Source organism: Streptomyces sp. NPDC006529 (assembly GCF_040611795.1).
In the GTDB taxonomy this organism is placed as follows: Bacteria; Actinomycetota; Actinomycetes; order Streptomycetales; family Streptomycetaceae; genus Streptomyces.
The window spans coordinates 19,236-41,011 of record NZ_JBEXPB010000016.1 but is presented as its reverse complement, the minus strand read 5'-3'; the positions used below and the strand labels follow the sequence as shown (position 1 = coordinate 41,011).

Genomic DNA, 21,776 nt, shown 5'->3' with positions numbered 1-21,776 from the left:
ACGGCAGGGCCGGGGAGCCGGCGGGCGCCCAGGGGCGTGGGGCCGGGCCGCTGCAGGGGGCCGACGCGTTGTTCGGCGCGGCCGACATCCGGGAGCTGGCGGCCGTCCTCGGCGTGCGGCCGACGAAGCAGAAGGGCCAGAACTTCGTCATCGACGCCAACACGGTGCGCCGGATCGTGCGCACCGCCGAGGTGCGGCCCGACGACGTCGTCGTCGAGGTCGGTCCGGGTCTGGGCTCGCTGACGCTCGCCCTGCTGGAGGCCGCCGACCGGGTCACCGCCGTCGAGATCGACGACGTGCTGGCCGCCGCGCTGCCCGCGACGATCGAGGCCCGGATGCCCGCGCGCGCCGACCGGTTCGCGCTGGTGCACTCCGACGCGATGCTCGTGACGGAGCTGCCCGGCCCGGCGCCGACCGCGCTGGTCGCCAACCTGCCGTACAACGTGGCCGTGCCGGTGCTGCTGACCATGCTCGACCGGTTCCCCAGCATCGAGCGGACGCTGGTCATGGTGCAGGCGGAGGTCGCCGACCGGCTCGCCGCCAAGCCCGGCAACAAGGTCTACGGCGTGCCCTCGGTCAAGGCCGCCTGGTACGCCGACGTCAAGCGCGCCGGATCCATCGGCCGCAACGTCTTCTGGCCCGCGCCGAACGTCGACTCCGGGCTGGTGTCCCTGGTCCGGCGCGCCGAGCCGGTCAAGACCACCGCCACCAAGCGGGAGGTCTTCGCCGTTGTCGACGCCGCCTTCGCGCAGCGCCGCAAGACGCTGCGGGCCGCGCTGGCCGGCTGGGCCGGATCCGCCGCGGGCGCCGAGAGCGCGCTGGTCGCGGCCGGGATCTCGCCGCAGGCCCGCGGTGAGGGGCTCACCGTCGAGGAGTTCGCGCGGATCGCGGAGAACAAGCCGGTGGCCGAGCGGGCGGCCCTGTGAGCACCACCGACGGCGCGACGGCCGGCGTCACCGTCCGCGTCCCGGCCAAGGTCAACGTGCAGCTCGCGGTGGGCGCCGCCCGCCCCGACGGCTTCCACGACCTCGCCAACGTCTTCCTGGCCGTCTCCCTCTACGACGAGGTGACGGTCACCCCCGCCGACACCCTCACGGTCACCTGCGCCGGCCCCGACGCCGACCAGGTGCCCCTCGACCGGACGAACCTGGCCGCGCGGGCGGCCGAGCTGCTCGCCGCCCGGCACGGCCTGGACCCGGCCGTCCACATCCACATCGCGAAGAACATCCCCGTCGCGGGCGGCATGGCGGGCGGCAGCGCCGACGGCGCGGGCGCCCTGCTCGCCTGCGACCTGCTGTGGGGCCTGGACAGCCCGCCCGCCGAGCTGCTGGAGATCTGCGCCGAGCTGGGCAGCGACGTGCCGTTCAGCCTGGTCGGCGGGGCCGCGCTCGGCACCGGGCGCGGGGAGCAGCTCGCGCCCCTGGAGTCCGGGATCTTCCACTGGGTGTTCGCCGTCGCCGACGGCGGACTGTCCACCCCGGCGGTCTTCCGCGAGTTCGACCGCCTCGCCGCGCAGGCCGGTACGGGCATCCCGGTGCCGGAGGCCTCGAAGGAGCTGCTGGCCGCGCTGGCCGCAGGGGACCCGGACGCGCTCGCCGCGACCCTGGCCAACGACCTCCAGCCGGCCGCGCTCTCGCTGCGCCCGCAGCTGCGCCGGACCCTGGACGCGGGGCTCCAGGCCGGGGCGCTGGCCGCCCTCGTCTCGGGCTCCGGGCCGACGACCGCCTTCCTGGTCCGGGACCCCGGGTCCGCCGCCGCGGTCGCCGGGGCGCTGGCCGCCTCGGGCACCTGCCGGACCACCCGCGTGGCCACCTCCCCGGCCCCGGGCGCCACCCGCCACTGAGTACGGGACCCCGGCGCGGGGGTCCGTACCGGCCGCCCGGGGGCTCGCGCAGCGTTCGGGCCGGGTGGGGAAGGTTAGGGTAAGGGGCTGATCCACCCCTTTCCCTGGAGCGCGTCTGATGGCCGTCAATCTGGTCAATGTCGAGGCAGTCAGCAAGGTGTACGGCACCCGTACCCTGCTCGACGGCATCTCCCTCGGCGTGTCCGAGGGGGACCGGATCGGCGTCGTCGGGCGCAACGGCGACGGCAAGACCACCCTCATCCGGATGCTGGCGAAACTGGAGGAACCGGACACCGGCCGGGTCACCCAGAACGGCGGGCTGCGGATGGGCGTGCTCACCCAGCACGACTCCCTGGACCCCGCCGCCACCGTCCGCCACGAGATCATCGGCGACATGGCCGACCACGAGTGGGCGGGCAACGCGAAGATCCGCGACGTGCTGACCGGCCTCTTCGGCGGCCTGCACCTGCCCGGCTTCGAACACGGCCTCGACACCGTCATCGGCCCGCTCTCCGGCGGCGAGCGCCGCCGCATCGCGCTCGCGCAGCTGCTGATCGCCGACCAGGACCTGCTCGTCCTCGACGAGCCCACCAACCACCTCGACGTCGAGGGCATCTCCTGGCTGGCCAAGCACCTCCAGGAGCGCCGCTCCGCGCTCGTCTGCGTCACCCACGACCGGTGGTTCCTCGACCAGGTCTGCACCCGCATGTGGGACGTGCAGCGCGGCGACGTCCACGAGTACGAGGGCGGCTACAGCGACTACGTCTTCGCCCGCGCCGAACGCGACCGGATCGCCGCCACGGAGGAGTCCAAGCGGCAGAACCTGATGCGCAAGGAGCTGGCCTGGCTGCGCCGCGGCGCCCCCGCGCGCACCTCCAAGCCGCGCTACCGCATCGAGGCGGCCAACGAGCTGATCGCCGACGTGCCGCCGCCGCGCGACACCAGCGAGCTGATGAAGTTCGCCAACGCGCGCCTGGGCAAGACGGTCTTCGACCTGGAGGACGTCACCGTCCAGGCCGGGCCCAAGACCCTGCTCCAGCACCTGACCTGGCACCTCGGCCCCGGCGACCGCGTCGGTCTGGTCGGCGTCAACGGCGCGGGCAAGACCTCGCTGCTGCGCGCGCTGGCCACGGCCGCGCGCACCCAGGGCGACGTGCAGCCCGCGGCGGGCAAGGTGACCGTCGGCAGGACCGTCCGGCTTGCCTACCTCTCGCAGGAGGTCGGCGAACTCGACCCGTCCCTGCGCGTCCTGGAGGCCGTCCAGCGCGTGCGCGACCGGGTCGACCTCGGCAACGGCCGCGAGATGACGGCGGGCCAGCTGTGCGAGCAGTTCGGCTTCACCAAGGACAAGCAGTGGACGCCGGTCGGCGACCTCTCCGGCGGTGAGCGCCGCCGCCTGCAGATCCTGCGCCTGCTGATGGACGAGCCGAACGTCCTCTTCCTCGACGAGCCGACCAACGACCTCGACATCGAGACCCTGACCCAGCTGGAGGACCTCCTCGACGGCTGGCCCGGGTCGATGATCGTGATCTCCCACGACCGGTTCTTCATCGAGCGCACCACCGACACCGTGATGGCGCTGCTCGGCGACCAGAGCCTGCGGATGCTGCCGCGCGGCCTGGACGAGTACCTGGAGCGCAGGCAGCGGATGATCGCCGAAGCCTCGCCCGCGCCCGCCGCCCCCTCGGGCGGCGCGGCCAAGTCGACCTCCTCCGGTGACGCGCGCGCCGCGAAGAAGGAGCTCCAGAAGATCGAGCGCCAGCTCAACAAGATGTCGGACCGCGAGACGAACCTGCACGCGCGGATCGCCGAGAACGCCACCGACTTCGACAAGGTCGCCAAGCTCGACGCGGAGCTGCGCGAACTCATCTCGGAACGGGACGAGTTGGAGATGCGCTGGCTGGAGCTGGCCGAGGACGCGTAGCGTCCGGCGGCGCCGGTCACCGACTGGCCGGATAACGACGGAGTCACGGGCCGGTCCTCCCTTGGGCACAGGGGCTGGACCGGCCCGTCCGGCGTGCGGCTGCAGTGATACAAAGGTTCATCCCCCGCGCCCGACCGACCCCGAAGGTACAGCTGATGACCGAGCCGCCGACTCCGCCGACGCCGCCGAACCAGCCACCTGTACCCCCCGGTTACGGACACCTGCCCGGGCCCCCGCAGCCCTCCGCGTACGGATTCCCGCCGCAGGGGGCCAATCCGTACGCCCAGCCGCAGCCCGGTCAGGCCCCCCAGGCCCCCCAGGCCCCCCAGGCCCCCCAGGCCCCCCAGGGCCACCAGCCCGGCCAGGCCCCGCAGGGTCCGTACGGACAGCAGCCGCAGCCCGGTTACGGCTACCCGCCGCTCCCGCCCACCGCGCCCGGGATGGCGCCCGTCGCCCCCGGCGCGCCCAAGGCGCCGCGCGGCCGGACCCAGTTGCTCGTCACGGCCTCCCTCGTCGTCGCGCTGGTGCTCGGCACCGGCGCGTACTTCGCCTTCAGGGGCGGCGACGGGGACGGCAAGGAGCCGGCCGCCGCGGGCAGCTCCGCGCCGGTGGCCCAGCCCTCCGGATCGCCGTCGGTCGACAAGGGCGACGGCAAGGGCAACGGCATGGCCGACACCACCGACCTCAACGCCGGCCGCAAGCCCGGCGAGGGCAAGGTCCTGTGGCTGAAGACCAACTCCACCGAACTCCCCGGCGGCGGCGGGGACGCCACGGGCCAGTGGGTCGTGGGCGACACCGTCGTCAAATCCTTCTACAAGTCGCTCATCGGCTTCGGCGTGAGCGACGGCAAAGAGAAGTGGAAGGTCTCCTTCCCCACCGAGGTGTGCAGCACCCCCTACCAGACCAGCACCGACGGCAAGATCGTGGTGGGCTTCAAGAACGGGTCCGACTCCTCGTCCTGCAACCAGATGAAGATGGTCGACCTCAAGACGGGCAAGGAGGGCTGGACGAAGGAGATCCCCAAGGAGGGCATGTTCGACATCCAGGTCACCCCCAGCTTCTCCATCACCGGTGACACCGTCACCGCCAGCCGCCTCGGCGCCGCCAGCGCCTTCAAGGTCAGCACCGGCGACCGGCTCTTCGGCAGCAACGTCCCCGAAGGCTGCCGGCCCGGCTCCTACGCGGCCGGCAGCGGCAAGGTCGTCGCCATCGCCACCTGCGCCGACGGCATCGAGGAACTCCAGGGAACCGACCCGGTCAGCGGCCGCAAGAGCTGGACCTACCGCTTCCCCCAGGGCTGGAAGGTCAGCAAGGTCTACTCCGTGGACCCGCTCGTCGTCGACGTCAAGCAGCGCGACAAGAACCAGCGCTCCATCATGGTCCTCGGCCCCGACGGCAAGCAGCGCTCCCAGCTCAGCGGCGAGGGCCAGTTCACGCCCCGCTGCGACGACCCCGTCTTCGACCGGCCCCTCCAGGACTGCTGGGGCGTCGTCGTCGACGCCGGCTCCGACACCCTCGTCCTGCCGACCGCCGGGCTCGGCAACGAACTCGTCGCCTTCGACCTCGCCACCGGCAAGCCCAAGTGGCGCACCCCCGCGGGCGACAAGCGCGCGCTGGTCCCGCTGAAGGCCGAGGGCGGGCAGCTGTACGCCTACAACCAGGCCGCCGACCGCGCGACCGGCGGCGAGGTCGTCTCCCTCCCGATGGGCGGCGGCAAGCCCACCACGGTGCTGCACAACCCCTCCGGGCCCGCCGCGCCGCTGGAGAACTCCTTCTACAACCCGCAGATCGCCTACGTGGACGGCCGGCTCTTCCTGTCCTCCACGCACATCACCGGCGAGGGCAAGGACGAGAAGTTCGTGATGGTCTTCGGCAAGTGACCGTGTCCGCCGCCCCCACGTCCCCCAGGCCGCCCATGAGAGGCAGAAGCACCCGATGAGTACCCCGCCGCCGCCGAACCAGCCCCCGTCGGGCGGCTTCGGCGCGCCCCAGGACCCGCCGCCGGGCGGTTACGCGCCCCCGCCGGCCGCACCTCCGATGCCCCCGCAGCAGCCGCCCGGCCCCCCGCAGCAGCCGGGCGCGGCCTACGGCTACCCCCAGCAGCAGCCCTCGTACGGCTACCCGCAGGCCGCACCGGCCGCGCCCGCGTACGTACCGCCCGCCAGCGGCGGCAGCGGCGGCGGGAGCAACGCCCTGCGCGACCAGATCCTCATCGTCGCCGCAGCGCTCGTGGCCATCGCCCTGATCGTGGGCGGCGGCTTCTGGTACGTCTCCGGCGACGACGGCGGCAAGCAGGACGTCAGCAAGGGCCCCACCGACGGCAAGAGCCCCGGCGCGACCGGCGGCGGCGACAAGCCCGGCGGCGGCGGCCCCGCCGGCGAGAAGCCCCCGGCGAGCACCAAGGCCAAGACCCTGCTCAACATGGCGCAGCCGCAGGTCGCCGACCTCGCCGACGTCCAGGGCTCCTGGATCACCGACACCGTCTACGCCAAGTCCGACGTGGGCAAGATCGTCGGCTACGACCTGAACACCGCCGCCGTGAAGTGGTCCATCCCGGTCCCGGCCGAGATCTGCGGCGCGAGCAGGCACATCAGCGAGGGCAAGGCCGCCATCCTCTTCGAGGAAGCCCTGCCCAGCGACGCCAACAAGTACCCCCGCTGCAACCAGATCGGCGTCATCGACCTGAACGCGGGCAAGCTGGTGTGGTCGACCACCATCAAGGCCGCCACCAGCGGTGACAGGCCTGTCGAGTTCAAGGAGATCACCCTCAGCGGCCAGACCGTCGCCGCGGGCGGCCTCCAGGGCGGCGCGGGCTGGAACCTCGCCGACGGCAAGAACCTGTGGCCCGCCAAGGTCGACGGCGAAGGCTGCTACGACCTCGGCTACGCGGGCGGCGAAGCCCTCGCCGTCATCCGCAAGTGCGGCCCGTACGGCAGCCAGTACCTGCTCGCGCAGAACCTGGACCCGGCGACCGGCGCGCCCAAGTCCTCGTACAAGCTCTCGCAGGGCATCGACTACGCCCACATCGTCTCCACCAAGCCCCTCATCGTCGGCGCCGACGTCGGCGACGTCGCCAAGGGCGGCAGCGGGGTCAGCGACCTCTTCGTCCTCGACGACGCGGGCGCGCTGAAGGCCCGCATCCCGGTCTCCTCCGGCAACTACGACGTCCGGTGCGGATCCACCGAGGTCGAGAAGTGCCAGAAGATGGTCGTCGGCAACGGCAAGATCTACGTCCCGGCCGCGCAGCACCAGGGCAAGGACGCCTACGGCCGGACCAACGAGCTGCTGTCCTTCGACCTCAGCACCGGCAAGCAGACCACCGACCGCGCCGACGCGGGCGAGCAGTACACGCTGATGCCGCTGCGCATGGACGGGCCGAACGTCATCGCCTACAAGCTGCCCCCCTACAACAAGGGCGGCCAGGTCGTCAGCATCGACGGCACGACGATGAAGGAGACCCTCCTCATGGAGATGCCGGCGGACAAGAACATCCGGCGCCCCGAGACCAGCTTCTCCTCCAACGGAGCCGAGTACCGCTACCACAACGGGCGGTTCTTCATCTCCCAGACGCTGATCAGCAAGCCCTACTCGGCGACGACGGATCCGTCGTACCTGTTCGTCTCCTTCACGACGGGCTGACGACCGGCCGCCCGCAGTGAGCCCGCCCCCCGGAGGACCTCTCCGGGGGGCTTCGGTGTGAACGGGCTCCGGCGCGCCGGACCGCGGGGGGCCCAGGGGCGGCGCTACCGTGGCGCGGGTGACGGGAAGCGACGCCGACCGGCTGTGGTCCGAGTCCATGCCGCAGGCCTACGAGCGGTACCTCGTGCCGGTGCTCTTCCGGCCCTTCGCCGAGGACCTGGCGGCCCGGGCCGCGGCGCTCGGCCCGCGGCGGATCCTCGAACTGGCCGCCGGAACGGGAGCCGTGACCTCGGGCCTGCTCGCCGCTCTCCCCTTGGCCGAGGTGACGGCCACCGACCTGAACGGGGCCATGGTCGCCTTCGGGTCGACCCGCGTCCCCGGCGCGGTGTGGCGCCAGGCCGACGCGCAGCGGCTGCCGTTCCCGGACGGCTGCTTCGACCTGGTGGTCTGCCAGTTCGGCGTGATGTTCTTCCCCGACCGGGTCGCCGCCTTCACCGAGGTCCGCCGGGTGCTCGCGCCGGGCGGCCGGTTCCTCTTCAACACCTGGGGCCCGATCGCCGCGCACGCCTTCGACGCCGCGGTCCAGGCCGGGCTGGAGCGGGCGTTCCCGGCCGACCCGCCCCGCTTCCTGCCCACCGTCCCGCACGGCTACGCCGACCCCGCCGCCGTCGGCGCCGACCTGACGGCCGCCGGATTCACCGTCGAGGAGCAGCGGGAACTGACGCTGGAGGGCCGCGCCGCGTCGGCCGCCGACGTCGCCACCGGCTTCCTCACCGGCACGCCCGTGCGCGCGGCCGTCGAGGAGCGCGGCGGCGGCCCGGCCGCCCGGGCCGTCATCCTCGCCGAGATGACCGAGCGCCTGGGCCCGGGACCGGTCGCCGCCCCCATGACGGCGTACGTCTTCACCGGCGCGGCTTGAGCCGCTGTCAAGGCGCGCCGCACCCGGCACCCCCTGACGGGGGCTTCTGTGCCGTATCCCCCTCGCGGCGTCGAACAAGCGTGTAGCTTGCCGGGGCAGAAGGGTGGGGGGTGAGTGCCGCAATGGGCGTACGGGTCATGGTCGTTGACGATCACCGGCTGCTGGCCGAGGCGCTCGCCTCGGCGTTGAAGCTGCGCGGGCACCGGGTACTGGCCGCGGCGGCGCCGGCCGCCGGGGCGGCCGAGCTGGTGATCAGCCGCGCCCCCGAGGTGTGCCTGCTCGGCACCGCCACCCCCGCCGAGCCGGGGATCTTCGAACCCATCGTGCGGATCCGCCGCGAGCGCCCGCAGATCGCGGTCGTGGTGCTGGGGCCCGTGCCCAGCCCCCGCGGGATCGCCGCCGCCTTCGCCGCGGGCGCCTGCGGGTACGTACGCCAGGACGAGCGGATCGAGGGCGTCGAGCGGGCCCTGGCCAAGGCGCGGGCCGGAGAGGCCGCGGTGTCGCCGCAGCTGCTCCAGGGTGCCTTCGCGGAACTCCTGAACCCCACCGCCCAGCCCGACGACGAGGGCAGCCGACTGCTGCGGCTGCTCACCCCGCGCGAGGTGGAGGTCCTGGTCCGGGTCGCCGAGGGCGAGGACACCCGGCTGATCGCGGCGGGCATGGCCATCGCGCCGAGCACCGCGCGCACCCACGTGCAGCGGGTGCTGATGAAGCTCGGCGTGGGCTCCCGGCTGGAGGCGGCCGCGCTGGCCGCCCGTACCGGCCTGCTGGACCGCGCGGCCCGTCCGTGACCCCTCCGGGGGAAGGGCCGCAGAGGGGTGCGATTTCCCCGTGGGCGCGGAATCGGGTAAGCCAGGGGGGAACGGGCCGCCGAGGCGAGCGGCCGCGGTACGTCGAGAGGTAGTAGGCGAGTGAGCAAGTACCTGGTCACCGGTGGCGCCGGATACGTGGGCAGCGTCGTCGCGGCCCATCTTCTGGAGGCCGGACACGAGGTCACCATCCTCGACGACCTCTCCACCGGCTTCGAGGCGGGCGTCCCGCAGGGCGCCACCCTCGTCCACGGCCGGATCCAGGACGCCGCGCGCCACCTGGACCCCTCCTTCGACGCGGTGCTGCACTTCGCGGCCTTCTCGCAGGTCGGCGAGTCCGTGGTGAACCCGGGCAAGTACTGGGACAACAACGTCGGCGGCACCCTCGCGCTGCTCACCGCGATGCGCGGGGCCGGGGTGAAGAAGCTCGTCTTCTCCTCCACCGCCGCGACCTACGGGGAGCCCACCGAGGGGCTGCTGACGGAGGAGTCGGTGACGAAGCCGACCAACCCCTACGGCGCCTCGAAGCTGGCCGTCGACCACATGATCAGCGGCGAGTGCGCGGCGCACGGGCTGACGGCGGTCTCGCTGCGCTACTTCAACGTGGCGGGCGCGTACAAGGAGTTCGGCGAGCGGCACGACCCCGAGACCCACCTGATCCCGCTGGTGCTCCAGGTCGCGCTCGGGCAGCGCGAGTCGATCTCGGTGTTCGGGGAGGACTACCCGACGCCGGACGGCACCTGCGTGCGCGACTACATCCACGTCGCGGACCTGGCGGAGGCGCACCTGGCCGCCGTGGGCGTCCCGGCCTCCGGCGAGCACCTGATCTGCAACCTGGGCAACGGCAGCGGCTTCTCCGTGCGCGAGGTCATCGAGACCGTCCGCAAGGTCACCGGGCACCCGATCCCGGAGGTCGTGGCCCCGCGCCGGGCCGGCGACCCGGCGGTCCTGGTCGCCTCGGCGGCCACCGCGAAGGAGCGCCTCGGCTGGACGCCCTCCCGCCCGGACCTCGCGGGCATCGTCGCGGACGCCTGGGCCTTCGCCCGGCGCTGACGCCTGACGTACGGGTCCGCGCACGCGAACGCGAGAGCCGCCACCGCACTGCCGGTGGCGGCTCTCGCGCGTGCGCGGGCGCGGGGCGCGGGGGAGGAGCCGCGCGCCGGGGCGGAGCGCTGTGCGCGGGCGCCCGGCGCGCGCACGCTGCGCGTCATGCCCCCCGTGCACCTGCCCCTGGCACAGGCACAAGCGGAAACGGGATTCCGGCCCGGGCGGCCGGTGAGTTCAAGCCACGCACAGACGTTCCACAGCGCGACGCACCGGAAAATGGCTCGGAAAACTTCTGCTATTCGGCCAACCCCGCACCGCCCCCGGGCCTACGCTGATGCGTGACACCGGTGGGGGCCGGTGTTGATTCAGGGGTCGAGACGCGTCGGGTACGACGTCCGCTCCGGGGTAGTGCAGAGGTGTCACGGCGGCGGCCGCGGCGACTGCGGATCACCCGGTCCGGGCGCCGTACCCGCGGTTGTCCGTTCCCCGACCCTTGGGGGTTCTGTGGTTCGCATCCGGGTTCTCGTGGTGGACGATCACCGCATCTTCGCCGAGTCGCTCGCCGCCGCGCTCGCGGCCGAGCCGGACGTGGACGTGTCCGCGGCCGGCAGCGCTCCCGCCGCGCTGCGCTGCCTCGAACGGGGCGTCACCGAAGGCCGCCGCTACGACGTGCTGCTCGTCGACGCCGATCTCAGCGGCGTCACCGGCAGCCCGGGCGGCCCCGCGGCTCCGGGCGTCCAGGGTGGCCAGGGCGGCCGTGTCTCGCATGGCGGCGGGTTCCCCGCGCAGCGCGAGCCGGGCCCCGGCGCGCCGCAGGGCGACGGGATCGCGCTGGTCGCGGCCGTGCGCACCGCCCACCCCGGAGTCCGTACGGTCGTCCTCGCCGAGCGCGACGAACCGCGCCGGGCCGCCCTCGCCCTCCAGGCCGGAGCCTCCGGCTGGGTGGCCAAGGACTGCTCGCTGTCCCGGCTGCTCGCCGTGGTCCGGGGCGTCCTGCGCGAGGAGACCCACCTGCCGCCCGCCCTGCTCACCGGGGTGCTGCGCGAGCTGACCCAGGCCCGCAAGCACCGCACGGACAGCGAACGCCTGGTGGAGTCCCTGACCCCGCGCGAGCACGAGGTCCTGCGCTGCATGGTGGCGGGGCTGGGCCGCAAGGACGTCGCGGCGCGGCTGTTCCTGTCCCCGCACACGGTGCGCACCCACATGCAGAACGTGCTGGGCAAGCTGGGGGTGCACTCCACCCTGGCGGCGGTCGCGCTGGCCCGGCGGGCCGGTGTGCGCCCGGCGGACCTAGCCGGGGATGTTGTCGAACGGAGCGGTCAGCTGGCGTAGCAGCGAGGCCAGGTCGCCGCGCTCGGACCGGGAGAGCTGGGCGAGGATCGCCCGTTCCTGGGCGAGCAGTCCGGCGAGCGCCTGGTCGGCGCGGTCGCGCCCCTCGGGGGTCAGCCGGACCAGCACGCCGCGCCGGTCGTTGGGGTCGGGCAGCCGCTCGACCAGGCCCTTCTTGGCGAGCCGGTCGATCCGGTTGGTCATGGTGCCCGAGGTGACCAGCGTCTGCGTCAGCAGCTGTCCGGGGGAGAGCTGGTAGGGCGCCCCGGCCCGGCGCAGCGACGTCAGGACGTCGAACTCCCAGGGTTCCAGGCTGTGCTCGGCGAAGGCGAGCCGGCGGGCCCGGTCCAGGTGGCGTGCGAGCCGGCTGACGCGGCTGAGCACCTCGAGCGGTTCCACGTCGAGGTCAGGGCGCTCGCGCCGCCATGCCGCGACCAATCGGTCGACCTCGTCCTCCATGCGGATCAGTGTAAGGGGTCTGTCGACATGAAGTCTCTTGACGTCGAGCCTCTCGATAGCGACTCTCTCGCTATCAAGCTTCTTGACGTCAAGATATATTTTCGGCGACCATGGGCAGGCAGGGCCCGGAACCTTCTACCGCTTCGCACGCACCACCCGCAGGGAGGCTCGAACATGCATTCCGACACCACCCCCGCCGTCCGGCCGCCGCACGAGACGGACCGGGGCGAGACGGCGGCCAAGACCGCCGGGGCCCCGCCGACCTGGGACCCGCAGCAGTACCTGCGGCACGCGGACCACCGCGCCCGGCCCTTCCTGGACCTGCTGGCCCGCGTCCCGGCCCTGCCCGCCGAACCCGGCCGCCCCGCCCGGATAGCCGACCTCGGCTGCGGTCCGGGCAACGTCACCGCCCTCCTCACCGACCGCTGGCCCGAGGCCCGCGTCACCGGCTTCGACCTCTCCCCGGAGATGCTCCAGCGCGCCACCGAGGAGTACGCCGGCCCCACCCCCGGCGGCGGCACCCTCGACTTCGCCCGCGCCGACCTCGCCTCGTGGGTCCCCGAGGAGACGTACGACCTGATCGTCTCCAACGCCGCCCTGCAATGGGTCCCCAACCACCCCGGGTCCTTCGCCTCCTGGATCAACGGCCTGCGCCCGGGCGGCACCTTCGCCTTCCAGATCCCGGGCAACTTCACCGCCCCCAGCCACGCCCTGCTGCACCAGCTGTGCGACGCCCCGCGCTGGCGCTCGCGCCTCGCCGGGCACGGCGCCCGCTACATCCACCTCCTCGAACCCGCCGAGTACATGGACCGGTTCACCGGGCTGGGCTGCGCCGTCGACGTCTGGGAGACCACCTACTACCAGCTCCTGACCGGACCCGACCCCGTCCTCGACTGGGTCAAGGGCACCGCCCTGCGCCCCGTCCTCACCGCCCTCGGCGACGACCAGGTGGCGGTCGACGCGTTCCTCGCCGAATACCGCGACCTGCTGCGCGGCGCCTACCCACCCGGCCCGCGCGGCACCGTCTTCCCCTTCCGCCGGATCTTCGCCGTCGCCCGCAAGGAGGCCTGAGCCCGTGCTCACCGCCGTCGACCACGTCCAGCTCGCCGCCCCACCCGGCTCCGAAGACGCGCTGCGCGCCTACTACGGCCGGGTGCTGGGCATGACGGAGATCCCCAAGCCGCCCGCCCTGGCGGCGCGCGGCGGCTGCTGGTTCGCGGCCGGGCCCGTCCAGCTCCACCTGGGCATCGAGGAGGGCTTCCGCCCGGCCCGCAAGGCCCACCCGGGGCTGCGCGTCACCGGCATCGAGGCCTACGCCGAGCGGCTCGCCGCCCGCGGCGCCCCGGTCGTCTGGGACGACGGCCTCCCCGGCCACCGGCGCTTCTTCTCCGAGGACCCCGTCGGAAACCGGCTGGAGTTCCTGGAACCGGCCACCCCGGCCCCGGCCCCCTGACACCCGCCGGCGCCCCGCACGACGGCGCCCCGCCACCGGAGGTCCGGTGGCGGGGCGCCGCGGGGTTCCGCTCGCCGCGCGGGGCGGCGGTGCGGGGATCAGCTGACGTTGCGGTACGTCCAGTTGCTGAACAGCGTGCGCGAGCCGCCGAAGATCGAGCTGCCGTAGCTGTTGCCCGCGTACTTCGCGTACACGCCGCCGTCGGTCTGGACGAAGACCAGGTCCGCCTTGCCGTCCGCGTTCAGGTCGCCCGGCGAGGTCAGCTGCGCGGTCCCGCCGGCGACGGTGACCAGCCAGCGCGTCCCGAACGGCGCGGACGCCTTGCCGGTGCCCGGGTGGTAGTACAGGTTCGCGGCCGCGTCCTTGGTGATGCCGGCCACGTCGGCGTAGCCGTCACCGTTGAAGTCGCCCACGGCGATGGAGCCGTACTGGTCCCAGCCGCCGCCGATGTTGACCGGAGCCGCGAACTTGTTGCCGGTGCCGTCGCCCTGGTGGACGTACAGGTTGCCCCACACGTCGCGGGTCAGCAGGTCGCCCTTGCCGTCACCGGAGACGTCGCCGCCGCCGACGACCAGGTTCGTGACGCCCCACCAGTCACCGGCGATGGTCTGGCCGGTGGTCCGGTTGGTCAGGCCCCACTGGTTGAACTGGAACCCGTGGGCCCAGCTCAGCCTGTCCAGGCCGGAGACCATGACCAACTTCGAACCGTCGTCCGGCCACACGAAGGGGCTGCCGGCCTTGCGCGGCTCGTAGAAACCGCCGTTGGACCGGTTGTCGTACGACCAGACCTGCCCGGCGGTGTCCAGCGCGCCGAGGGCGTGCTTGCCGTAGACCGGCGTGATGCTCGCGCCGAAGAACATCTCCAGGTCGGTCCAGTTCGACCCGCAGTCCGTCTGCCAGGCGAACTTGCCGTTGCCCTGGGAGAAGTGGCAGAACAGGTCGCCGCTCTCGGTGACGCCCATCAGGTCGGCCTTGCCGTCGCCGTTGATGTCGTCGCCGGCGACCAGCTGGGTGTAGAAGGTCCAGCCGGAGGCGATCTGGGTGCGCGCCGCGAAGGGGGCGGCCCCGTTGCCGGTGCCCTTGTGGAAGTACAGGTCGCCGGTGCCCGTGCGGCCGATGACGTCCGCCGCTCCGTCACCGTCGACGTCGTTGACGCCGAGGATCTGGTCGTACTGCTCCCAGCCGCCGCCGACCCTGACGCGGTCGGTGAAGGGCTTGGAGAGGTCGCCGGTGCCCTTGTAGAGGTACAGGTCACCGGCGGGGGTGCGCGCCAGCAGGTCGGGACGGCCGTCCCGGTTCAGGTCGGCCGCCGCGATCACGCGGTTGTAGATCTGCCAGCCGGTGCCGGTCCAGACCGGGGCGCCCACCGAGCTGCCGGAGGTCTCGCGCAGCTGGAGCTTGCCGTCGAAGGTCCAGGTGAGGACCTCCGGGTTCCAGCCGCCGCCCGCGTTGCCGAGGGCGATGATGTCCCTGACCGTCTCGTCGTTCTCGCCCTCGATGTTGACGCGGACGGCCGAGGTGGTGCTGCCGTTGCTCTCGAACGCCCCGGTGTAACCGCGGGTCGTACGGAAGGCCAGCTCGCTGAAGCCGTCACCGTTCAGGTCGAGACGCGGCTGCGGGACGCTGGAGGCGCCGAGCGTCTGCGGCGCAGCGGCGCGCAGGCCCTTGGCGGTGGTCTTCGGGGCGGTCACCACGCCCGCCGCCGGAGCGGCGGGGTGCGGGACGCGGGCCTTCGGCGCGGTGGTGGGCGCCGTGGACGAGCCCGCGGGGCGGGCCGTCGCCTTGTCGGCGGCGGATGCCTGGCCGACCATGAGCAGAGAACTCGCGGAGAGCGCGAGTGCGGTGCAGGCCGCGAGGCGGCCGAGGCGCTGAGTGCGCGACGAGAACAAGAGGGTTCCCCCTGGATGGCAGGTGAAACCGGGCGGACTCCACGACGAACGAGGCGCGCGCGACAGCGGCGCGACGCCTCGACCGTATGTTCCCCCCCCGGGAAGTGCCATCAGGCTACTGGTGGGTTTCCCGAGGTAGAAGTGGTTTTTCGTACAACCTTTCGGCCCGGAGTCCGTCTCCCGTCAGCTCCTGCGGTGGCCCACCAGGCGCGGCTTCGACTCCAGCTTGTCCAGGCCGTGCCAGGCCAGGTTCACCAGGTGCGCGGCGACCTCCGCCTTCTTCGGTTTGCGCACGTCCAGCCACCACTGGCCGGTCAGCGCGACCATCCCGACCAGCGCCTGCGCGTACAGCGGGGCCAGCTTCGGATCGAAGCCGCGCGCCTTGAACTCCAGACCGAGGATGTCCTCCACCTGCGTCGCGATGTCACTGATCAGCGAGGCGAAGGTGCCCGTCGACTGGGCCACCGGCGAATCGCGGACCAGGATCCGGAAGCCGTCGGTGTACGACTCGATGTAGTCGAGCAGGGCGAAGGCGGCCTGCTCCAGCAGCTCGCGCGGGTGCCCGGCGGTCAGCGCGCCCGTCACCCCGTCCAGCAGCTGGCGCATCTCGCGGTCCACGACGACCGCGTACAGGCCCTCCTTGCCGCCGAAGTGCTCGTAGACCACCGGCTTGGACACCCCGGCCTTGGCCGCGATCTCCTCGACCGACGTGCCCTCGAAGCCCTTCTCCGCGAACAGGGCGCGACCGATGTCCAGCAGCTGCTGGCGCCGCTCGGCGCCCGTCATCCGGACCCGGCGGCTGCGCCGGGGCTTCTCGCTGCTGCTGGGGGTACTGCCGTCGGTCGCCACGTCACCCATCATGCCGCGCTCGCGGCCTTCTCCTTGCGCCGGGCATCGATCCGGGAGGCCGAGGGCCAGCGGACGTCGCTCGCCCAGCCCGCCTGCTCGAACCAGCGGATCAGCCGGGCGCTGGAGTCGATCTGGCCGCGCAGCACGCCGTGGCGCGCCGAGGTCGGGTCCGCGTGGTGCAGGTTGTGCCAGGACTCGCCGCAGGAGAGGACCGCCAGCCACCACACGTTGCCCGAGCGGTCGCGCGACTTGAAGGGGCGCTTGCCCACCGCGTGGCAGATCGAGTTGATGGACCACGTCACGTGGTGCAGCAGCGCCACCCGGACCAGCGAGCCCCAGAAGAACGCCGTGAACGCGCCCCACCAGGACATCGTCACCAGGCCGCCCACCAGCGGCGGGATCGCCAGCGACAGCATCGTCCAGTAGATGAAGTCGCGCGAGATCCGCCGGATCGCCGGGTCCTTGATCAGGTCCGGGGCGTACTTCTCCTGGTTGGTCTGCTCCTCGTCGAACAGCCATCCGATGTGGGCCCACCACAGGCCCTTCATCAGCGCCGGGAGCGACTCGCCGAACCGCCACGGCGAATGCGGGTCGCCGTCGTGGTCGGAGTACTTGTGGTGCTTGCGGTGGTCGGCCACCCAGCGCACCAGCGGACCCTCCACCGCCATCGAGCCCATCACGGCCAGCACGATCCGCAGCGGCCGCTTCGCCTTGAAGGAGCCGTGCGTGAAGTAGCGGTGGAAGCCGATGGTGATCCCGTGGCAGGCCAGGAAGTACATGAACACCATCAGGCCCAGATCGAGCCAGCTCACCCCGCCCCAGGCGAAGGCCAGCGGAATCGCGGCCAGCACCGCCAGGAACGGCACGGCGATGAACAGCAGCAGCGCGATCTGCTCGACGGACCTCTTGCTCTCGCCGCCCAATGTCGCGGACGGCTGGGAGGCTGCGGAGGCCGCCGAAGCGTCCTCGCTCAGATCGGGGCTTACGGTCATGGGGTCCCCTGGGGGGTGAGGGAAGTCGGCAGGAGCCCGGCTACGGACCCGTAACCTACGGCAACGTAAGTATGGCAAAGGTGAGGCTCCGGGCAAGGGCGGCACCACAGCCGTCACCCCCGACCGGCCCGCACCGTCACCCCCGACCGGCCCGCATCGCGAGACGGACCCGAGCGCCGCACCGGACACCTGGCCCGGACACCTATCCTGGTGTCGTCGGACAGCGCGGTCCGCACGGGCAGCCGAGCTGCGCGACAGGCAGGGCCGCCCCCGCGGACGACAGTCCCCGGGAGCACCCCGCGCGCACCCCGGAGGCCCCGCCCCAGTAGCGCTCGAAACACTGCAAGGAGCCGCACCTGTGAGCAGTGCTGACCAGGCCCCCGTCACCCCGGCCACGGTTACAACAGCAGACATGGCCAACGCGGAGCTGCGCGCGGACATCCGCCGCCTCGGCGAACTCCTCGGCGAGACCCTCGTACGCCAGGAAGGCCAGGACCTCCTCGACCTGGTCGAACGCGTGCGCGCCCTCACGCGCACCGACGGCGAAGCCGCCGCCGCCCTCCTCGGCGACACCGACCTGGAGACCGCCGCCAAGCTCGTACGCGCCTTCTCCACCTACTTCCACCTCGCCAACGTCACCGAACAGGTGCACCGCGGCAAGGAACTGCGCGCCCACCGCGCCACCGAGGGCAGCCTCCTCGCCCGCACCGCGGACATGCTCAAGGACGCCGACCCCGAACACCTGCGCGAGACGGTCAAGAACCTCAACGTCCGCCCCGTCTTCACGGCCCACCCCACCGAAGCCGCACGCCGCAGCGTCCTCAACAAGCTGCGCCGCATCGCCGCCCTCCTCGAAGAGCCCGTCACCGGCGCCGGCGAACGCCGCCGCCACGACCTGCGCCTCGCCGAGAACATCGACCTCGTCTGGCAGACCGACGAACTGCGCGTCGTGCGCCCCGAACCCGCCGACGAAGCCCGCAACGCCATCTACTACCTCGACGAACTCCACGCCGGAGCCGTCGGCGACGTCCTCGAAGACCTCGCCGCAGAACTCCAGCGCGTCGGCGTCGAGATCCCCCCCGGCACCCGCCCCCTCACCTTCGGCACCTGGATCGGAGGCGACCGCGACGGCAACCCCAACGTCACCCCCGACGTCACCCGCGACGTCCTGATCCTCCAGCACGAACACGGCATCACCGACGCCCTCGAACTCGTCGACTACCTGCGCGGACTCCTCTCCAACTCCATCCGCTACACCGGAGCCACCGAGGAACTCCTGACCTCCCTCCAGGCCGACATCGAACGCCTGCCCGAGATCAGCCCCCGCTACAAGCGCCTCAACGCCGAAGAGCCCTACCGCCTCAAGGCCACCTGCATCCGGCAGAAGCTCGTCAACACCCGCGAACGCCTCGCCAAGGGCACCCCCCACGAGGACGGCCGCGACTACCTCGGCACCGCCGAACTGCTCACCGACCTCACCCTCATCCAGACCTCCCTGCGCGAACACCGCGGCGCCCTCTTCGCCGACGGCCGCATGGACCGCACCATCCGCACCATCGCCGCCTTCGGCCTCCAGCTCGCCACCATGGACGTACGCGAACACGCCGACGCCCACCACCACGCCCTCGGCCAGCTCTTCGACCGCCTCGGTGAAGAATCCTGGCGCTACGCCGACATGCCCCGCGAATACCGCCAGAAGCTCCTCGCCAAGGAACTCCGCTCCCGGCGCCCCCTCGCCCCCACCCCCGCACCGCTCGACGCCGCCGGACGCAAGACCCTCGGCGTCTTCGGCGCCATCAAGGACGCCTTCGAGAAGTTCGGCCCCGAAGTCATCGAGTCCTACATCATCTCGATGTGCCAGGGCGCCGACGACGTCTTCGCCGCCGCCGTCCTCGCCCGCGAAGCCGGACTCGTCGACCTCCACGCCGGCTGGGCCAAGATCGGCATCGTCCCGCTCCTGGAAACCACCGACGAACTGCGCGCCGCCGACGTCATCCTCGACGAGATGCTCGCCGACCCCTCCTACCGCCGCCTCGTCTCCCTGCGCGGCGAGGTCCAGGAGGTCATGCTCGGCTACTCCGACTCCTCCAAGTTCGGCGGCATCACCACCAGCCAGTGGGAGATCCACCGCGCCCAGCGCCGCCTGCGCGACGTCGCCCACCGCTACGGCGTCCGCCTGCGCCTCTTCCACGGCCGCGGCGGCACCGTCGGCCGCGGCGGCGGCCCCTCCCACGACGCGATCCTCGCCCAGCCCTGGGGCACCCTCGAAGGCGAGATCAAGGTCACCGAACAGGGCGAGGTCATCTCCGACAAGTACCTCATCCCCTCCCTCGCCCGCGAGAACCTCGAACTGACCGTCGCCGCGACCCTCCAGGCCTCCGCCCTGCACACCGCGCCCCGCCAGTCCGACGAAGCCCTCGCCCGCTGGGACGCGGCCATGGACACCGTCTCCGACGCCGCCCACGGCGCCTACCGGCGACTCGTCGAAGACCCCGACCTCCCCGCCTACTTCTTCGCCGCCACCCCCGTCGACCAGCTCGCCGACCTCCACCTCGGCTCCCGGCCCTCCCGCCGCCCCGACTCCGGAGCCGGCCTCGACGGCCTGCGCGCCATCCCCTGGGTCTTCGGCTGGACCCAGTCCCGCCAGATCGTCCCCGGCTGGTTCGGCGTCGGCTCCGGCCTCAAGGCCCTGCGCGAAGCCGGCCAGGAAGAGGTCCTCGCGGAAATGGGCCGCGAGTGGCACTTCTTCCGCAACTTCCTCTCCAACGTCGAGATGACGCTGGCCAAGACCGACCTGCGGATCGCCCGCCACTACGTCGACACCCTCGTCCCCGACCACCTCAAGCACGTCTTCGACCAGATCGAAGCCGAACACGAGCTGACCGTCCGCGAGGTCCTGCGCGTCACCGGCGGCGACACCCTCCTCGCCTCCCACCCCGTCCTCCAGCAGACCTTCGCCGTCCGCGACGCCTACCTGGACCCCATCTCCTACCTCCAGGTCTCCCTGCTGGCCCGCCAGCGCGCCGCCGCCGAACGCGGCGAGAGCGCCGACCCCCTGCTCGCCCGCGCCCTGCTGCTCACCGTCAACGGCGTCGCCGCCGGCCTGCGCAACACCGGCTGAGCAACCCCGTACGGCCCCGTACACACGAAAGGGCCCCTGCCGCGTCCGGCAGGGGCCCTTTCACGTGTACGAGCCCGCTAGGAGTTGTACGCCGACTGCGCGCGCTCCAGACCCTCCTGGAGCAGGCACTCCACCGCATCCGCCGACCGGTCCACGAACCAGTCCAGCTCCTTGCGCTCCGTCGAGGAGAAGTCCTTCAGCACGAAGTCCGCCACCTGCATCCGCCCCGGCGGACGGCCGATGCCGCACCGCACCCGGTGGTAGTCCGCACCCATCGACTTCGTCATCGACTTCAGACCGTTGTGCCCGTTGTCCCCGCCGCCCAGCTTCACGCGCAACGTCGGAAAATCGATGTCCAGCTCGTCGTGGACCGCCACGATCCGCTCCAGCGGCACCTTGTAGAAATCGCGCAGCGCCGTCACCGGCCCGCCCGACAGGTTCATGAACGACATCGGCTTCGCCAGCACCACCCGCCGGTTCAACGGCCCCGGCGGCCCGATCCGGCCCTCCACGACCTGCGCCCGCGCCTTGTGCGCCTTGAACTTCCCGCGCATCCGCTCCGCGAGCAGGTCGAGCACCATGAACCCGATGTTGTGCCGGTTGCCCGCGTACTCAGCGCCCGGATTGCCCAGACCCACGATCAGCCAGGGCGCCGTGTCGTCCGACATCAAAAGCTCCTTCAACGAAACGACCGCCGTCCCGCTCCAGTGGAGCCGGACGGCGGTCGGTCAGCAACTGACGAGCGGGGAGGCTCAGGCCTCGGTGCTCTCGGCGGCCGGCTCCTCGGCCTGCGCGCCGATGACCTGCAGGACGGCGATGTCGCCGTCGACGGCCAGGGTGGTGCCCGACGGCAGGACCAGGTCCTTGGCGTGGATGGTCGCACCGGCCTCCAGGCCCGCGATCGAGACGGTGACCTCGGTCGGGATGTGGGTGGCCTCGGCCTCGACGGAGATCGTGTTCTGCAGGGTCTCCAGCATGTTGCCGCCCGGGGCCAGCTCGCCCTCGGTGACGATCGCGACGTCGACGGTGACCTTCTCGCCCTTCTGGACGATCAGGAAGTCGACGTGCGAGATCGAGCGCTTCAGCGGGTGCTTCTGCACGGCCTTCGGGATGACCAGCTCGGTGCCGCCGCCCGCGATGTCCAGGGACAGCAGGACGTTCGGGGTGCGCAGCGCCAGCTGAAGGGCGTGGGCGTCCACGTTCACGTGCTTCGGCTCGGTGCCGTGGCCGTAGATGACCGCGGGGGTCAGCGCGTCACGACGGGCCTGGCGGGCGGAACCCTTGCCGAAGTTTTCGCGGACCTGCGCGGCAAGCTTGATCTCGGACATGCTCACTCCTCGTGGGGTGACGGAAATGGACGGCAGTCACCCGGCCGGAACACGGCCTGCTACGAAGAGCGCGTCGATAACGGAGCACCGGCACCCGCGCGAACACGTCGCGAACAGGTACGGCCTCCCTCGCCGAGCAACTCGCAGAGTCTACCCGGCGGGGAGGCCGTACCTC

General features: G+C 72.3%; 18 protein-coding genes. 12 read left to right on the top strand and 6 right to left on the bottom strand.

The window, feature by feature from the left end:
- Positions 1–50: 50 nt before the first annotated feature.
- The 9 genes from rsmA to ABZY31_RS14515 all read left to right on the top strand — a co-directional run bounded on the left by rsmA (position 51) and on the right by ABZY31_RS14515 (position 11,513).
- Positions 51–926 carry a 16S rRNA (adenine(1518)-N(6)/adenine(1519)-N(6))-dimethyltransferase RsmA gene (gene rsmA, locus ABZY31_RS14555; RefSeq protein WP_356409524.1) on the top strand — a complete coding sequence of 292 codons (876 nt, stop codon included), beginning with the start codon at positions 51–53 and terminating at the stop codon, positions 924–926.
- Positions 923–1,843: a 4-(cytidine 5'-diphospho)-2-C-methyl-D-erythritol kinase gene (locus tag ABZY31_RS14550; protein WP_356409367.1), complete on the top strand. Its 921-nt coding sequence runs from the start codon at positions 923–925 to the stop codon at positions 1,841–1,843. Before rsmA ends, ABZY31_RS14550 begins: the two co-directional genes overlap by 4 nt.
- Before the next feature lie 118 nt (positions 1,844–1,961).
- A complete protein-coding gene (locus tag ABZY31_RS14545) occupies positions 1,962–3,767 on the top strand; it encodes an ABC-F family ATP-binding cassette domain-containing protein (protein ID WP_356409364.1) in 1,806 nt (601 codons plus the stop codon).
- A gap of 155 nt (positions 3,768–3,922) precedes the next feature.
- The gene (locus ABZY31_RS14540; RefSeq protein WP_356409361.1) at positions 3,923–5,647 is read left to right on the top strand and encodes a PQQ-binding-like beta-propeller repeat protein; all 1,725 of its coding nucleotides are present in this window, start codon (positions 3,923–3,925) and stop codon (positions 5,645–5,647) included.
- Between the two features lie 55 nt (positions 5,648–5,702).
- Entirely contained in the window at positions 5,703–7,406 is a 1,704-nt protein-coding gene (locus tag ABZY31_RS14535) for a PQQ-binding-like beta-propeller repeat protein (protein ID WP_356409358.1), read from the top strand.
- Positions 7,407–7,563: 157 nt separating this feature from the next.
- Positions 7,564–8,325: a class I SAM-dependent methyltransferase gene (locus ABZY31_RS14530; RefSeq protein WP_356409522.1), complete on the top strand. Its 762-nt coding sequence runs from the start codon at positions 7,564–7,566 to the stop codon at positions 8,323–8,325.
- A 122-nt stretch (positions 8,326–8,447) separates the two neighbouring features.
- Positions 8,448–9,116 (top strand): LuxR C-terminal-related transcriptional regulator, encoded by a 669-nt coding sequence (locus ABZY31_RS14525; RefSeq protein ID WP_356409520.1) that lies wholly within the window; start codon positions 8,448–8,450, stop codon positions 9,114–9,116.
- Positions 9,117–9,236: 120 nt separating this feature from the next.
- The gene (gene galE / locus ABZY31_RS14520; RefSeq protein ID WP_356409356.1) at positions 9,237–10,187 is read left to right on the top strand and encodes a UDP-glucose 4-epimerase GalE; all 951 of its coding nucleotides are present in this window, start codon (positions 9,237–9,239) and stop codon (positions 10,185–10,187) included.
- A gap of 498 nt (positions 10,188–10,685) precedes the next feature.
- The gene (locus ABZY31_RS14515; protein WP_356409353.1) at positions 10,686–11,513 is read left to right on the top strand and encodes a response regulator transcription factor; all 828 of its coding nucleotides are present in this window, start codon (positions 10,686–10,688) and stop codon (positions 11,511–11,513) included.
- On the opposite strand, the gene ABZY31_RS14510 is transcribed toward ABZY31_RS14515, so the two are convergent.
- On the bottom strand, positions 11,472–11,969 hold the full coding sequence (locus tag ABZY31_RS14510) for a MarR family transcriptional regulator (protein WP_330330854.1): 498 nt from the start codon (positions 11,967–11,969) through the stop codon (positions 11,472–11,474). The two genes, ABZY31_RS14515 and ABZY31_RS14510, sit on opposite strands and share 42 nt — an antisense overlap.
- A gap of 174 nt (positions 11,970–12,143) precedes the next feature.
- Between ABZY31_RS14510 and ABZY31_RS14505 the strand changes: the two genes are divergently transcribed.
- Both ABZY31_RS14505 and ABZY31_RS14500 read left to right on the top strand, forming a co-directional pair.
- Positions 12,144–13,040, top strand: a complete 897-nt coding sequence (locus tag ABZY31_RS14505) for a trans-aconitate 2-methyltransferase (RefSeq protein WP_356409350.1) — start codon at positions 12,144–12,146, stop codon at positions 13,038–13,040.
- Positions 13,041–13,044: 4 nt separating this feature from the next.
- Positions 13,045–13,422 carry a VOC family protein gene (locus tag ABZY31_RS14500; protein ID WP_356409347.1) on the top strand — a complete coding sequence of 126 codons (378 nt, stop codon included), beginning with the start codon at positions 13,045–13,047 and terminating at the stop codon, positions 13,420–13,422.
- Between the two features lie 98 nt (positions 13,423–13,520).
- Here the strand turns inward: ABZY31_RS14500 and ABZY31_RS14495 are convergent, their stop codons facing one another.
- The 3 genes from ABZY31_RS14495 to ABZY31_RS14485 form a co-directional block, all read right to left on the bottom strand.
- A complete protein-coding gene (locus ABZY31_RS14495; RefSeq protein ID WP_356409344.1) occupies positions 13,521–15,311 on the bottom strand; it encodes an FG-GAP-like repeat-containing protein in 1,791 nt (596 codons plus the stop codon).
- Positions 15,312–15,494: 183 nt separating this feature from the next.
- A complete protein-coding gene (locus ABZY31_RS14490) occupies positions 15,495–16,172 on the bottom strand; it encodes a TetR/AcrR family transcriptional regulator (protein ID WP_356409342.1) in 678 nt (225 codons plus the stop codon).
- On the bottom strand, positions 16,169–17,152 hold the full coding sequence (locus ABZY31_RS14485; protein WP_356409339.1) for an acyl-CoA desaturase: 984 nt from the start codon (positions 17,150–17,152) through the stop codon (positions 16,169–16,171). Before ABZY31_RS14485 ends, ABZY31_RS14490 begins: the two co-directional genes overlap by 4 nt.
- A gap of 412 nt (positions 17,153–17,564) precedes the next feature.
- On the opposite strand from ABZY31_RS14485, the gene ppc reads away from it, so the two are divergent.
- Complete coding sequence (gene ppc, locus ABZY31_RS14480) at positions 17,565–20,273, top strand: phosphoenolpyruvate carboxylase (protein WP_356409517.1); 2,709 nt, start codon at positions 17,565–17,567, stop codon at positions 20,271–20,273.
- Between the two features lie 77 nt (positions 20,274–20,350).
- Here the strand turns inward: ppc and pth are convergent, their stop codons facing one another.
- Positions 20,351–20,941: an aminoacyl-tRNA hydrolase gene (pth, locus tag ABZY31_RS14475; RefSeq protein ID WP_356409336.1), complete on the bottom strand. Its 591-nt coding sequence runs from the start codon at positions 20,939–20,941 to the stop codon at positions 20,351–20,353.
- 84 nt (positions 20,942–21,025) lie between these two features.
- Positions 21,026–21,601, bottom strand: coding sequence for a 50S ribosomal protein L25/general stress protein Ctc (locus tag ABZY31_RS14470; protein WP_356409334.1), 576 nt, complete (start codon positions 21,599–21,601; stop codon positions 21,026–21,028).
- Between the last annotated feature and the right edge of the window lie 175 nt (positions 21,602–21,776).